Annotated in this window: 10 protein-coding genes and 1 pseudogene; 4 read left to right on the top strand and 7 right to left on the bottom strand. The window is 37.8% G+C overall.

Annotation, left to right across the window (positions count from 1 at the left end; genetic code table 11):
• Nucleotides 1-57: 57 nt before the first annotated feature.
• The 6 genes and pseudogenes from DXA05_RS12135 to DXA05_RS12110 all read right to left on the bottom strand — a co-directional run bounded on the left by DXA05_RS12135 (nt 58) and on the right by DXA05_RS12110 (nt 11,466).
• Nucleotides 58-2,532: a hypothetical protein gene (locus tag DXA05_RS12135; protein WP_284515540.1), complete on the bottom strand. Its 2,475-nt coding sequence runs from the start codon at nt 2,530-2,532 to the stop codon at nt 58-60.
• Between the two features lie 27 nt (nt 2,533-2,559).
• On the bottom strand, nt 2,560-4,056 hold the full coding sequence (locus DXA05_RS12130) for a RagB/SusD family nutrient uptake outer membrane protein (RefSeq protein WP_117683221.1): 1,497 nt from the start codon (nt 4,054-4,056) through the stop codon (nt 2,560-2,562).
• Between the two features lie 13 nt (nt 4,057-4,069).
• Nucleotides 4,070-7,072, bottom strand: coding sequence for a TonB-dependent receptor (locus DXA05_RS12125; RefSeq protein WP_284515541.1), 3,003 nt, complete (start codon nt 7,070-7,072; stop codon nt 4,070-4,072).
• 193 nt (nt 7,073-7,265) lie between these two features.
• Entirely contained in the window at nt 7,266-8,912 is a 1,647-nt protein-coding gene (locus DXA05_RS12120) for a hypothetical protein (protein WP_128859190.1), read from the bottom strand.
• A gap of 30 nt (nt 8,913-8,942) precedes the next feature.
• Nucleotides 8,943-10,166, bottom strand: coding sequence for a prolyl oligopeptidase family serine peptidase (locus DXA05_RS12115; RefSeq protein ID WP_117683161.1), 1,224 nt, complete (start codon nt 10,164-10,166; stop codon nt 8,943-8,945).
• A gap of 155 nt (nt 10,167-10,321) precedes the next feature.
• Nucleotides 10,322-11,466, bottom strand: a pseudogene (locus DXA05_RS12110) (DNA-binding transcriptional regulator).
• A gap of 233 nt (nt 11,467-11,699) precedes the next feature.
• Here DXA05_RS12110 and DXA05_RS12105 point away from each other — a divergent pair.
• The 4 genes from DXA05_RS12105 (at nt 11,700) to DXA05_RS12090 (ending at nt 15,788) form a co-directional block, all read left to right on the top strand.
• Complete coding sequence (locus tag DXA05_RS12105) at nt 11,700-12,197, top strand: HU family DNA-binding protein (RefSeq protein WP_004305143.1); 498 nt, start codon at nt 11,700-11,702, stop codon at nt 12,195-12,197.
• Between the two features lie 81 nt (nt 12,198-12,278).
• Nucleotides 12,279-13,547, top strand: coding sequence for an ATP-binding protein (locus DXA05_RS12100; protein ID WP_004324509.1), 1,269 nt, complete (start codon nt 12,279-12,281; stop codon nt 13,545-13,547).
• A gap of 103 nt (nt 13,548-13,650) precedes the next feature.
• A complete protein-coding gene (locus DXA05_RS12095) occupies nt 13,651-15,192 on the top strand; it encodes a glycine--tRNA ligase (protein ID WP_004299629.1) in 1,542 nt (513 codons plus the stop codon).
• 11 nt (nt 15,193-15,203) lie between these two features.
• Nucleotides 15,204-15,788, top strand: coding sequence for an FKBP-type peptidyl-prolyl cis-trans isomerase (locus tag DXA05_RS12090; protein WP_008642911.1), 585 nt, complete (start codon nt 15,204-15,206; stop codon nt 15,786-15,788).
• A gap of 123 nt (nt 15,789-15,911) precedes the next feature.
• Here the strand turns inward: DXA05_RS12090 and DXA05_RS27540 are convergent, their stop codons facing one another.
• Nucleotides 15,912-16,115, bottom strand: coding sequence for a hypothetical protein (locus DXA05_RS27540; protein ID WP_284515539.1), 204 nt, complete (start codon nt 16,113-16,115; stop codon nt 15,912-15,914).
• Between the last annotated feature and the right edge of the window lie 34 nt (nt 16,116-16,149).

Genomic DNA, 16,149 nt, shown 5'->3' with positions numbered 1-16,149 from the left:
GTAATTAAAGAATGTTCTGTTATTTCGTCTCTGTTAAACTGATGTCATCCAGATTAACTAATGTTTCAGTGTTTTTTGTGCACTGTCTATCTCAGGTACTATGTTGAAAAATATGGCACATTTTTCAAAACTCTTACCTGGATTTTTCTGGATGATATCGGGAAGATCAAAAGTAATATTATATTCTTTCCAACCTTCTGTTTTCTCTAACGTGATAACTTCTTCATATGTATAGTCTGTATTTACGTTTGCTTCTGTTGAGGACACAATTCCCACGACTATTTTTTCTGCATGGTTTATATTTGCAGCAACATCTGTTGTACCCCAAACAAGATTTGGACGATAATAGAAAAATTGTAGTTTGTATTTTTTGCTATCGTCTAGGGATAAACGTTGTGCAACTCCCTGGAGGTGTTCTAAATTATTGGCATGACTACTGTATTTGGCAGCATCCGCATTGGCTGCTATATAAATGACTACGGATTTATTACCAGAATGTGAGATTGGAGTTCCACCACCTGTATAGGCAATGGACATATCATCAATATAGGTAAACCAGAACCATGAATTGTTGTTGCATCTATGGAACCAGACATTATCAGGAACAGTAACGGTGCCATCTACAGTAGGAAATGTTTTTTGTGCTGTAGTATCAAAGAAACCACTAAGCCTTAGGGGGCGGACAAGACTATTCGTATGTACGACAGGCAATGTGGAGGATGGTTCTATACTATCTTCAAATCCGCCATTTGTAATTAGGTTATCAGTAGTAGGCTTTTCTTCTTCGGGTAATGTCTTGTCGATAATATTTTTATGATTTTCATAGAAAGTTTTTGTAGCCTTCATGAGACCTAAGTCTTCACTATATTCAATAGGGTCATTTTTTTGGCAATTACCGATAATGACAATACCATCACATCTTCGGTACAAATATTCAAGAGCATTCAACCAGGTAGCTTCCTTGATTGGCTTGTATGCATCGGCAAAAGCTTCATAGTCTTCTGGTATAGTTCCTGTCTTGTTGAAATAATTAGTCATGATACAGGCGAATATTTTCTTGTTTGGATTATTCCATTTAGCTTCTTCCAGAACTGCGGAGCAATCTTGTTTCCAGGTATCCAAATCGTCATTGATGATTGTAACTTCAGGATATAATACATCCGCATATTCCCTGATTCCTCTCATGGGTTCTACCGCGTATCTCTGCCATGAGTCATTTCTTTGAAAATCAGATTGAGTATAGTTGGTGACTCTGAGAGAGGTGAGGCTTGTGGGACCAACGCCACGATACCCGATTGTTACTTTTGAGTTGTTATCTTTGAATGTGCTATATACAGTTTGGAAACGTGACATCATTGCACTATTATCTGTAGAACGGTCCGCATGCCATGTACTGATAGATATACAAACTGGATGTGTAGCATCAGTTGCTAAATTCTTGATCTTGTCGATGACAGGAGGATATACACTGCCTTGCTTTTCTGTTTCGGAAACATTAGCTTCACTGATTACTGATATGGGTTGTATACCATAGCTTAATAGATTTGAAGGAGTATTCTGGAAATTTAATGAACCATATACATAGAATTCTGTAGGCTCTGATCCGCCATCATCGCCACCGCCTATCGGCTTGTCTAATTTTATGTTAGCTTTGTGCCGTTCGATAAATGTTTTTGTAGCACTATACATTGCCTGGACTTTTGTGTCATTCCACGCAACGTCAGTTTCACCATCTTCACCTTTTCCATTCGACCATATCACTGCTCCATCTAAATATGTATAACATCCTTCCAGTATCTTATCCCATTTTTCAGCAGGAATGAATTTCATATAGTCAGGATTATTTTTGAGATTATAATATTGCGGCCAGATATATCCGATAATCTTTTTATCAGGAAATTTTTCTTTGATATATTCTACTGTCGTTTTTAAATCTTTCAGCCACTGATCTACGTCCGGAGTCATTATATATAATGAGGGATAAAGAACATCTGAAACTTCACCGGCAGAGAGCCTTCTTTCGCTCTTTTTCTTCCATAATTTAATAATCTCTTCTTCTGGTTCAGTTCTATTATATCTGAAAACGTTTAAATCGCTCACAGGTATACCATAATTACCGACAGTACAACTGGGAATTTCTTTTTTAAAAGCGTCAAATACGGTTTTCAATCCGGTTTTAATTTCTTCATCGGTCTTGTTTGAATACCAAGCTTCAATATCAGTGCTGACAGTTTGATAGTTGGATGTTTTTGTGATACTGATTTGAGTAGCAACTTTATCCATATCAATCTCTTCATTAGTTAACAAGAAAGCTTCATAAATTAAGCGTATGTTAGAGATCATATCCGATGTAAGATCCGGTTTATTCTTATAACTCATCGCATCGTAAACAACAAATTCTTTTGTTTCCGGAGTAGGTTCAATTTCCTCTTCTAAATAAGGAGGACGAATGGTGTCGTCACTACATGCAGTAATGAACAGCATGGTAGTGAATAGTAACATGGTCAACCATTTAATCTCTGATGTTTTCATATAGTTCTTGATTTTGTGATAAATTACTTAATAGCCAGGGTTGTTTTTCCAACCTCTGAGTTCGCATTGTCTTACAGGTATCGGGAAAAGATAATTCTCTTTATTAGCGTTTAATCTCGCTCCAATTGCTGCATTCTTGCCTATAGCCTCGTCTACTTTTTCTGTTCTTACCAATTGGAACCATCTTTTGAATTCAAATACATTTTCCCAGCCAAATTCATCGAATACCGCATCTGCAAATTTTTCTGGTGTTAAACCTGCATATTGATGACTTTGATCTCCAAATGCCCTGTCTCTGACTCTATTTAAACATTTATATGCAAGAGTGTTGGGGGAACCCTCTGCTTTATTGCTGGCTTCGGCATAAATTAGCAATACGTCTGCAAATCTGTAAATAGGAGTGAGACCTTCTGAAAGTGAACTACGTGTAGAGGTGTTTCCATCAATACCGTATGTTCCACAGCCTCCATAGTTCCTGTATTTCCGGATAAAAGGTGCGCCTATATCAAAGTCTTCCCAGTCAATCCGATTTCCTTTAGTATCCACGGTTGATGTAATATAGCAGAATTCTTTTCTTTTGTCATTAGGGAAGTTTTTGAAGAATACAGGATCACCTACATAGTCATACCAGCCATTTTCTTCTTTTCCAAGATAGGATATGCCATATTGGCTTGGTAAATAAGATAGTGAATGCTGTAGTGCGAATATATGTTCAGTTTTATCCGTCTTTTTAGTGTTCATCCAAAGATCTTTATATTCACCGACCAGATCGTAAGGTCCATTTTCTATGATATCTTTTGCAGTTTTAGCAGCTTCTGCATAATAATTCTCTTCTTTTAATGGCCATCCAGCCATGGTTATATATACGTCACTAAGCAAAGTCTTGGCAGCCCAGGTGGTTGGAGCCTGATTGTTATTGTCACGGCTTTGTAATGGTAGCAGGTTGATTGCATTACTTAAATCAGGAAGAATTATTCTTTCATAGATGTCTTTCACCGGTTTACGTGGCATATTACTACTCCCATCTATGTCTGTACTTGAGTTAGGGTCTGTAATAGCAGGAGCATCTCCCCAATATCTTACGATATAGAAATAGGATAAGGCTCTGAAGAAATAGGCTTCTCCTAAATACTTATTACTTATTTGGGTGTCGAGATTTTCGTTTTCATTGATTAGATATATTATATTATTTGCAGAGTATATTGTTTGATAAAAATATTTCCATAAATTTAGCACATCTGCATTATCTATTGGAACTTTTAGTTGATCGTCCAAAACATTCCTGACTTTGTCCAAAGCACCTGAAGTCATATCGTCACCAGCCAATGCGAGTGATGCCAACCGGCAGTTAAAGCCGAAATTTTCTCCCCATAAATCTTTGTAAAGCCCATTGGTCATGCTTTCAAGAGTTTGTTCTGTCAACTCGATGGTGGCAGGCGTTAATTTGCTTTGCGGTTCTTGCAATAAGTCTACGCAAGAAGCTAAAGAAAAACTTGTCAGAAGTATGAATATATATTTTTTCATTGTATTCTTGTATTTAGAATGAAACATTTAAGCCAAGTAGATATTCTCTTTGACTGGGATAAGTTCCCATATCAAGTCCGGGGCGTAGAGGGTTACTTATTGACAATTCAGGATCGTTTCCGGAATATTTAGTGATTGTACAAACATTCTTTATCGAAAAATATACTCTCGCTGCACTTAGATTTATTTTTGATAATAAACCTTTGGAGAAATTATAACCTAAAGTAATGCTTTTCAATTTTACAAAATCTCCTTTTTCTACAAATGTAGATGATGCTACCGTTTCAGGGCTTGTTATAGCGTCCCGGTCCTTACCGAATCCGGCTATAATTGCATTCTCATTTTTGCCTGCAATCCAGCGTTCGGCTAATTCGGGGAATGGAGATAAGGAACTTGTAAGTCTGGCTCTTGGGTAATTGTAAATATCAAATCCATGAAAACCGATTAAGAAAATATTTAAGTCAAAGTTTTTATAGGTAAATGAATTATTCATTCCCCAATTGAATTTGGGTTGCCCGTTACCGATAATGACATAATCATCTGCATCTATAGTTCCACTATCGTTTTGATCGACATATTTGTAAGAGCCGGGTCTTACTGTAGGAGAAGTTGGTTTTTTAATATCAGGGTTATTATACTCTTCGGTACTCCACACTCCCGTGGATTGAAGGCCGTAGATTGCACCGATCGGTTCTCCTACAAAGTAACGATAGAATGAATTTCCCCATCCTGTGCCTATTTCCATGAAATCCGAATCTATATCTCCTAATTTTTCAATTTTAGCTTTATTATGAGCCAATGAAATGTCTGCTTTCCAATAGAAGTCTTTTGCTGTAATCGGAGTAATTCCCAAAGTAATTTCAAACCCCTTGTTGCTGATTTCAGCAGCATTTCTTAGTCCGGATGATAAACCTGTATCTGCCGGGAGAACTACAGTATTAATGGCATCTTTTGTTTTTTTGTCGTAATAATCGAATGTGAATGAAATTCTGCCATTTAGAAAAGCTGCATCAACCCCATAGTTGTGTTGATGTGTTTTTTCCCATTTTAATATAGGATTACCTGGGACAAGCGTATAAGCTATTTGGCCATTCCCTATTGTTGCATCATATTGTGTATATGCCGAATAAGCTGCTACTGCCTGATTTCCGGAAACTCCGTATCCGTATCTTAGTTTCAATTGGTCTAAAGAATTAATATTTTTAAGGAATGATTCTTCTTTTAGATTCCAAGCCAGACTGAAAGAAGGAAAGTTATCCCATCTATGGTCGTAAGACAACAAGGAAGAACCGTCTCTTCTGAATGTTACTGTGGCCATATAGCGGTTCATTAAGACATAGTTGATTCGTCCGAAATATGATATGGCTGTTGTCTTGCTAACCTCATTGTCTTCTAGTTTGCTGGTTTCTGCCAACATCATATTTTTCCAGCCGATGCTTTCGGAAGTTAATCCTTCTGCAGTCTGCCTCATGATGTATGAACGTGATAGGCTTTCTTCTACACCAATAGTAGCGTTGATACGATTATTCTTGTTTAGTTCCTTTGTATAGTTAAGTGTATTTGTCATGCGCCACCCCCATGAATTTGCATCATAATATGTAGCTAATGATTTTCCTTTTAGGAATCCATTCATACTTTGTTTGCTGCTTGTGGTTCCATAAAAACGGTTTCCTATATTTATTTGCTGTTCATTTCTGAATGTTAATCCGGGAATAATTTCATAACTGATATATGCCTGTAACCAGTTATTAAAAGTCATATCCTCGTTGTTATTCCTTTTTTGTTCATCAATGAAACCTATTGGATTGTAAATACCGGTATTGTCGATAGTTCCTTGGGTGAGGTTTCCTTCTTTATCATACGGAAGTACAGTTTGCGGAAATTGTTGTGCCAAAGTGAGTAGACTGTATTGTCCGGAGAAGTTATTTCCTGCAGCACTATTAATCATTCCATAAAAATTAGCTCCAAATTTTAGTTTTTTAGTGATATTAGCATCCACTTTTAAACGATAGTTCCATCTGTCATTTGTGGAATGGCCGGCAATTCCTTTATTATGAATATATTGAGTGGAAAATAAGAAGCTCATTTTATCATTTCCTCCTTTGATGCTGATGTCATGAGAATGGCTGATGGCGTAATCATTGATGATATTTCCCATATAATCATAAGTATCATATCCATTGGTGAAATTAGTGATTTGTCTTTCTGTATATAGGTCTTTACCATAATATGCCTGATTCCAATCATTGGCCATACGGGCGAACTCATTTACGGGCATGATGGAAGGTTTGTCGGCTGGTGTTCCGGCAACAACATAACCATTGTAGTCTACTGATAATTTGCCCTCTTTAGGAGACTTTGTTGTAATCAAGATGACACCGTTGGCTCCTCTTGAACCATATATTGCTGTTGATGAGGCATCTTTTAGTACTTCAATAGATTTTATATCAGCGGGATTTATGGCACTGAGGTTACCACCAGGAAAACCATCGATAACGACTAGTGGGCCACCGTCTGCTTTTATGGAGTTTACACCGCGGACACGTAGCGTAGGGACAGCACCTGCTGCTCCGGATGAGTTTACAATACTAAGCCCGGCAATGCGTCCTTGGAGCAAATCGGCTACTTGGGCCGCAGGCATTTTTTTTAAAGTCTCAGCTGCATTAATGGAAGATATAGCTCCGGTTAAGTCGGACTTTCGTTGTACCCCATAGCCAACCACTACGACTTCATCTAAATTACTAGTTTCTTCATTCATCTTTACATTGATGACATTTCGACCTTGTATTTTAATTAGTTGTTCTTCATAGCCAATATATGAGAATCTTAGTGTTGCATTTGTGGAACTTATATTGAGAGAGTAGGTACCATTCATATCTGTGATGGTCCCATTTGATGTTCCGGTTTCCAAGATACTAACTCCAATAAGAGGGTTTCCCTGAACATCTTGTACGCTTCCTGTTATTTGCTTTCTACTCTGGGAATAAACAAAGGGAGTAAAAAGGAAAAAGAACATAAAGATGCATATCGGTAAAGATTTTATTCGTGATGCATCTCGCAGAATTTTGCTTTTCAATAGTTTCATTTTCATTTTGTATTAAATTTGGTATTGCAGTTTATTGATTGGATATCCTAATAGTGCAAATATAGCCTGATATATCAAGGTATCGATTTGATTTTACGCAGACTAGTCCTCAAAAAACGTAAGTTTAATCTACTGTATTCTTCATTTCTTTTATGAATTTTAAACTTTCTTGCCATATTGCTGTATTCGTGTCAGGTAGATTGTTGTTTATATCATGTATTATTATACCGTTACACCATTGTTGGGCGGTTTTCAATGCAGTTTTCCATTCCGTTGCTTTTATTGTATAATTGTTATTAAGCGAGGTGGTTGGCAAATATACATATATTGGTTTTCCTTCAGATTTGAATTGTGCTTCTTTTATAGTAATGTATAATTCTTTCTTCCAAGTGATTGTGTCATTATCAACGATAGGGGCATTTATGATAATGGCATCTGTGAATTTTTCCGGCTCTTGCGGAGAATTCATTGTATTTATTGCCCAACTTCCCATGTTGACATGCATATTTGAATTATGAAGCCTTAGTTTACCTAAACTTGTGGAGGATATTTGCCATATTTGATTACCATTGTCTTTTTTTAACAATTTGTAAATTTCTTGATAATCTAATGTATCACTCTTTTTATTAATCGGTGCAATACATATAGGCGTATTGGAGGATTTTGGAGTTTGTATGGCAAATTGTTTCACTTTGTCTACATCAAGAACAAAAGTTTCATTGGTACAGTTTCCCAAATCTTTTTCATTAATCATTTGTATCGTCTGAACTCCATATTGGGCTAATTGGGGGTGATTTGTGTTTAAATATATATTGAATTCTTGTGGAGTAGAAGTCAATATGGACAAGTTTTCTTTTTCAGGAAACACAATCTGTCTTTTGTGGGAATGGATAAAATGTTTTGTTACTTCCCAGATTTGTTGAACCCGAAGATCCTCCCAGAATACTGATTGATCATTTTCATCTGTTCTACTTGACCATATGATACTTCCATCACAATATGTATAAGTAGCCTCTAGCATTTGTTTCCAAATGTGGGGGGGAATGAATTGTTTATAATATGGACTATCTTTTTTATCATAGTATTGGGGCCAAATATATGCTATAATTTTTTTATTGGGGTAGTGCTTTTTTATTTCTTTTACTGTTATTTGTAGATCTTTTATCCAAGATTCGATATTAGGCTCGGCAATGTAAAGAGAGGGTTGAGCTACATCTGCATATTTGAGTGCAGCCCAACGTTTTTTATTGCTTTTTCGCCAAGTCATCAATATACTATCTTCTGACATTTTGGGATGGTAGTATCGGTGTACACATAAGGCTGTAGGAGCGGCTCCATAGTTGCCGATTGTTATGTTTGGTGAAATATTTTGTCTAAAGTAACTAAATAATGTGTCGAATCTTTGTTCTATTTCCTGGTCTGTAAGTGAAGGCTCGTAATACCATTGTTCTATATCCGTTGAAATCATAGTTCTCGGAAATAAGGATGCAAGTTTGGCTTGTTTCTCGATTTTGTTGAAGTCAAGTATGACTTTTGAAGGATGATCGGAGTGTTTTTTTGTCAAGGTTACTTCATACATTAGATAAACAGGCTGAAGACCATAGTAACTTAAGTCTGGTTTGCCGATGTATGACATAGCATCATAAATGAGAAATTGTTTTATTTCCTGTTCCTTATTACTACAATATGCTGTGGAAATATAGCATAAAGTGAGAGAGAGCAAAATGAATCGATTGATAGTGGCTCTGCAATTAATTTTTGAGTTTTTCATAAGATATTTTTTATTATGTAATGTTTTTTGTCAACTAGTGGAACATAAATACCACTCGAAGAAATTGTAAAGGATTTCATTTGATTCGGGATCAGGATCATGTTTCGCTCTATTGGTCATCGCTACTCTGTTTTCATACCCTAGAATTCGATTAATGAGTATTGTATGATTTAGAGGTATCCATCTTTCAGGTCCGTCAGAGAAGCCTCCGGAAACAAGAAAAGGGCGGGGAGCCATAAGTGCATGAATTTCATGTAAATCATGCCCATTTTTACGTAACTGCGAATAAATTCCTTTTGCTTTAGTATATCCGTTTTTGTTCCAGGTATCTTTCCAGGGCGGAGGGTAATAGCCAAGATACCAAGGTTCCCAATAGTTGATGTATCCCCTTTTGGTTTCATCAAAAACAATACCCGGATCACTCCATGCAGCGCATGCAAATTTGTCATAGAGGCAAGATGCAAACATTGCCCATTTCCCTCCATATGAATGTCCGACAATGCCAATTTTAGTAGAGTCTACATCAGGAACTTTGGCTAATGCTTCCCATGCATTGGCAGCTGCATAGGCTAATGCTGATAGAGGTTGTAGAGAAGCATTATTGATCGTCGGATAATATATGGAGTATGTTTTTTCTTTCGTTGTTTGGGTTGTTCCTAATGACAGGGTGATAAATCCTCTTTTAGTAAGTTGATAAGCGAAGTCACGATTAGGTTTTCCACCGATTCCAATGGCAGTTTCAGGTTCATAAAAAACAGAAATAATAGCAGGCTTCTTCCCTCTCTTATCAGGGATTAGTAAATACCCTTCTGTTTGTTCATTAGGAACCCAATAGAAGCGGACACGATATTGATAGAAGTTCTCACGTTTAAGCGTATCTAATATTTCAAATTTTTGATTTTTAATTATAGGAGGCCATTTCCCCATTAAATTCATCCATGTATCTTTTATTTTTTTTCGTTTTTTATTCCAATCATTTACATTCTTGATAGTGTCTCCATTATTCAGTAACAGAGGGGAACGATAATTTCCATAATTATCTTTATATATCACTGGCGGATTGAAATAATCTTTTATTTTATTCCATGCTTTTGTATTATATTGCAGTGAATTAGTTTGTTTATTCTCTATACAACTAGCTGTGCAGAACCCTATGCAGATAATTATATAGTATATAAAAAACTGTTTGGAAAATCCGAACTTTATTGTTAGCTGCGCTTTCCTTTTGCTGTGTTTTTGAATGGTATTTGACATTTTAGAATATATTTATTTAAGGATATAACAAAGATTGGGTATAGCTAATACATTCTTCGTTAAATTGAGAGAGTATTAACTTTTATGACAAAAGTAGGTTGTTTCTATAATAGTTTTTATAGTAAAAACGAAAAGTACTATTCAAAAAACGAAGATTAAATATGACTAGTCTTCTTTTGGCGATATTCAAGAGGTGAACAACCTTTATATTTTTTAAAGACGCGCGAGATATTATTATAATCTTTGAACCCTACCTCTATTGCCAAATCAGCTAAAGACCGATCTGTCGTGAGCAATAAATCCGCCAGATGGTTACAACGGCAATTCAGAATATATTGATATATAGAGGTATTCATCGCATTCTTGAATTTCACCTCAAAGTTTCTGCGCGATAACGGAATGTTGGCAAGCAAAGATTCTATCGTCAGGTCGGAGCTGTAATGTGAATCTATATATTTCACCACTTCGAGAATATAAGGGTCTTTGATATTGTGTTTCTCCGTCGATTGGCGTAGTTCGATGCGGATGGGGTTGATAACAATATTGAAAGTGCCTCATGTTCTTTCTTTATTTGTTGGTGGATGAGTCTGCCGATAGAATAGCCTCCTCTTTCTACTTCCAGCTCTATGGATGAAATGGGTGGGTCGGAAATATTACACATCAGTTCGTCGTTATCTACACCCAATAGAGCGATTTCTTCGGGGATATGAATGTTGTTCATCCGGCAAGTTTCAGAAATGAACAGGGCGTGCGCATCATCACAACAAAATAGAGCGACTGGCTTGGGGAGTTGCTGTAACCATTGGCTGACTTCCATCCTTATCTCATCTTCCTGTTTATCAGATTCGAAACTGAAAAATTCGCCTCCGATACGTTTCACTTCCTGCCGATACCCTTCGCAGCGTTCGTCAGACCAAACCACCCCTTTAACGCCGAAATAAGCAAAATTGCGAAACATTCTTTTGGCAAAAAACTGGGCTGCCATTCTTCCCGTTCCTTTATAATCACCTGTCAGATTAGAGTAAGTGACGCTCCGGTGATGGTAGTTTTGTAGTACTACTGGAATATTCAGCTCCTTCTGCAAATCGATCGTATCGTTATTCCACTGACCGATAATGGCGTCGGCTTTCCATTCTTTCGCCCATTTCAGAATGCCTTGTTCGCCATGCATTGTGCTATAATAAGAAGGTAGTCGGTAAAAGAGCCAGGGGCCGTTTTCTTTGGAGTATTGGACAAGTCCCCGTAGCAGTTTCCTGTCAAATTCGCTTGAATAGTCTATCAATAGAAGAATCTTAATCATAGTTCTATGTTTTTCTTTAGTATAATGTAGGGATGCACAAATATAGAAGAATTCTTTTGTTCTCTCGCAATAAAGACTTAATTTTGTTGCAGCCAACACTTATCTGACACCCGGGTCTCATGAGCACTGACACCCGGGTGTTGGTATGCTTGACACCCGGGTCTCAATGGTGTTGACACCCGGGTGTCAGATAGAACGCGAGTATAAACGAAAAAAGAAAGGAGCGTAAGATTATGTCTATCCCTTATGTAGTGAGAAAGAAAGCGGATTTATCATCCGGAGAACGGAAAGAGTTATGGTATGGTGTACCTAGTAAAATGCAGCGAAGAGGAGGAGTGAAAAATAAAGAACTTGCAGTACGGATGGCAAAGACAACAGGCTTTCATCGTGGGCAGATAGAAGGAATCCTGTCGGAGTTGGTTGAAAGTATTCAAGACCTGCTTTCCTCCGGTCATTCGGTGACCATTGAGGGATTGGGAACCTTTCAAACGGCACTGACCAGTCAGGGATGTGTGCTGCCCGAACAGGTAACGCCGGGGAAAGTTGCTATTTCACGCGTATATTTTGTGGCAAACTCAAAATTCAGTAGGGAACTGAAGAAGACAAAGTGTACCCGCATACCTTTTAAATATTATATGCCCGAAAGTATGCTAACGAAAAATATGAAGAAAGCAGACCGGGAACTGGAACAAACAGAATACGACATAGAAGAGCCGGAAATCGACGAATAGTTGAATAAAAAGCAATATTGTCTTGTTAATTGAACAGAATTAGATTATATTTGTTCAGTGGTTAGAACAATATCTTGAAATATGATTAGAAGAGAAATACTAAAAGAAGTTCTATTAGATAATAGAAATGAGGTGGTCAAACATCAAGTTATACCTCGTAGCTTTCAGTTTGAAGAGTTTGGAAATTATGTATTTGTAGGTATCCGGCGAGCAGGAAAATCATTTTTACTTTATCAACGGATACAGGAACTTTTGCATAATGGGCATACTTGGAATGAAATGCTATATGTGAACTTTGAAGATGAACGTTTGATTGGAATGACGGCGGCAGATTTAAATCTCATACTGGAAGTACATGCCGAGATGTCAACAGACAGGCCGATGCTTTTCTTGGATGAAATTCAGAATATTGATGGTTGGGACAAGTTTGTTCGGCGATTGGCTGATAATAAATATAGGGCTTATGTGACAGGAAGCAATGCTAAAATGCTTAGTCAGGATGTAGCTACCACTTTGGGGGGACGATACATTACAGTACATGTATACCCTTATGATTTTAAAGAGTTTCTTTATGCTAATGGGGTTGAAGTTACAGAGAATTCTTTGTTTGCAACAGAGAGCCGGGCAGAAATAAAGCGTATATTCAATGATTATTTTCGTTCCGGTGGTTTTCCGGAAGGGGCATCGCTTGCCGCAAAACGGGATTATCTGACAAGTGTTTACCAAAAGATATATTTAGGAGATATTGCTGCAAGACATTCCATCGAAAATACTTTTGCTTTACGCATCCTTTTTCGCAAATTGGCCGAAAGTATAAAGCAACCGGTTTCGTTTACTCGTATAACTAATATTGTAGCTTCAACCGGAGTGAAAATATCGAAGAATACTGTCATTAACTACATGGAATATGCCAAAGATGCTTGCTTGCTGATTCCTATACAAAATATTGCGGATAAATTGGTGGAGCGTGAAACTAATCCGAAATATTATTTTGCGGATAATGGCATTCTCAATTTGCTTCTTTTGGATGCTGATACCTCGTTGCTTGAGAATTTGGTTGCTGTGACACTATTGCGGCGTTATGGGACGGACGATGCTGTATTCTTTTATAATAGAAATGTAGAGGTTGATTTTTATTTGCCTGATACAGGAGTGGCTATACAGGTCTGTTATACCATGAATCTCTCTGATGAGACTTTCCAACGGGAAGTTCAGGCATTAGTAAAATTGAATAAGGTATTTGAATGTCGGCAGTTATTGATAATAACGTATGACGATGAAGAACGGATTGAGTTGGAAAAATGTGCGATTGAGGTAATACCGGTTTGGAAGTGGTTGTTGGGTAAATAAGATAAATTAATACCCTCCCTGTCTTATTTATGAGATAAATCCCTATCTTTGTGGCACTTTTTACGAAAAAAGCAAATTCAAATTAATAGATATAGAAAAGAAAATGGCACAAGAAGACGTTTTTAAGAAGCTTGTATCGCATTGCAAAGAGTATGGTTTCGTATTCCCTTCGAGCGATATCTACGACGGACTAGGCGCTGTGTATGACTACGGTCAGATGGGCGTTGAATTGAAAAATAACATCAAGAAATACTGGTGGGACAGCATGGTGCTGTTGCACGAGAACATTGTCGGTATCGACTCTGCCATCTTTATGCATCCTACTATCTGGAAGGCTTCCGGACACGTAGACGCATTCAATGACCCTTTGATTGACAATAAAGACTCTAAGAAACGTTATCGTGCTGACGTGTTGATCGAAGATCAGCTGGCTAAGTATGACGATAAAATCAATAAAGAAGTAGCGAAAGCTGCCAAGAGATTCGGCGAATCTTTTGATGAGGCTCAATTCCGTTCTACCAACGGACGTGTATTGGAGCATCAGGCAAAACGCGACGCACTTCACACTCGCTTTGCTAAAGCTCTGAACGACGGTAATCTGGAAGAATTGCGTCAGATCATTATTGATGAAGAAATCGTATGCCCGATCTCCGGTACAAAGAACTGGACAGAAGTTCGTCAGTTCAATCTGATGTTCTCTACTGAAATGGGTTCTACTTCCGAAGGAGCAATGAAGATTTATCTTCGTCCGGAAACTGCACAAGGTATTTTTGTAAACTACCTCAATGTACAGAAGACGGGTCGTATGAAAGTTCCTTTCGGTATCGCACAGATTGGTAAGGCTTTCCGTAACGAGATCGTTGCCCGTCAGTTCATCTTCCGTATGCGTGAGTTCGAACAGATGGAAATGCAGTTCTTTGTAAAACCGGGAACTGAACTTGACTGGTTCAAGAAATGGAAAGAAATCCGTCTGAAATGGCATAAAGCTCTTGGATTCGGCGATGCAAGCTATCGTTATCACGATCACGATAAACTGGCTCACTACGCAAATGCCGCTACTGATATCGAATTCCTGATGCCGTTCGGATTCAAAGAAGTGGAAGGTATTCACTCTCGTACTAACTTCGACTTGTCTCAACATGAGAAGTTCTCCGGCAAGAGCATCAAATACTTCGATCCGGAACTGAACGAGTCTTATACTCCGTACGTAATCGAAACTTCTATCGGTGTTGACCGTATGTTCCTTAGCATCATGAGCGCATCTTATTGCGAAGAGCAATTGGAAAATGGTGAAAGCCGTGTGGTTCTGAAATTACCTGCTGCTTTGGCTCCGGTGAAACTGGCGGTTATGCCGTTGGTAAAGAAAGACGGTCTGCCTGAAAAAGCCCGCGAGGTTATTGACAGCCTGAAGTTCCACTTCCATTGCCAATATGACGAAAAGGATAGTATCGGTAAGCGTTATCGCCGTCAGGATGCTATTGGTACTCCGTACTGTGTAACAGTCGATCATCAGACATTAGAAGATAACTGCGTGACATTGCGTAACCGCGATACCATGCAACAAGAGCGTGTAGCTATCTCTGAACTGAATAACATCATCGCAGACAGAGTAAGCATCACTTCTCTATTGAAAACTTTACAATAAACCTTTAACGAATGAGTAAAAAGATCTATTTATTCTCCTTAGTATTGTTGGCTCTTGCATTCACTGCTTGCAGTGAGACGGAAGAGACTAGCCGTTACGATAATTGGCAGGCACGTGGTGTAGCTTTTATTGATTCAATAGCTAATGTTTATAACAGCCCAGAAAATCAGGCTTTGGCTAATGATGATCCGGAGAAACTTCATGCTTTTCCAGATCCGACGAATAATCAGACTATATATGTAAAGAAGATAAAAAAGGGGGAGGGTACAGAATCTCCTAAATATACTTCTACAGTAAGTGCACATTACCGTATGTTTTATTTCAATGGAGATGTAGTTCAGCAGACTTATACAGGAACAGAACCGACAGAGTTTGATTCTCCGGCTATCTTTGTCCTAAGTTCTCCTGACCCTAATGTTGGGAAGGTAATTTCGGGATGGGCTTACACGCTGATTCATATGGTGGCTGGTGATTTTTGGACTTTGTATATTCCTTATCAAAGTGGGTACGGTTCTGGTACTGGTAACGATGGCTCTTTGCAGCCTTATTCTGCATTAGTATATAATGTTAGATTGGAAAAGATCGTAGAGAAGTAATTCTATAACAATATAATAAATGTAAATATAGGTGTTGCGTCTAAACGATACAACACCTATATTCTTTGTAAAAAAATGGTAGTCTAGGTTTTATTTCTTTTTACCAAAGAGTATGTGCTATATTTAGAATATTTTTATATTATAAATAGTATTTCTATCAACTATCATTGCTCCTCTATAATCTTCACCTGTATTTAGTTTGCGACTAGTTGTTGTACCTGTTGGAGGTAGTCCTCCTGTATTTTTTTTAGCTCGATGCATCCATAGGGTTGCAGTATTCGCATTTTTTCCGTTTTCATCATCAATAAATAATTGATGAGGTAGCACGGGACCTTGCTCTGGTTTGCTTAATACTCCGAAG

Origin of the sequence: Bacteroides sp. AM54-2NS, assembly GCF_003602935.1 — a bacterium.
Lineage (GTDB): Bacteria > Bacteroidota > Bacteroidia > Bacteroidales > Bacteroidaceae > Bacteroides > Bacteroides xylanisolvens.
This window is presented reverse-complemented; position numbering and strand designations above follow the sequence as displayed.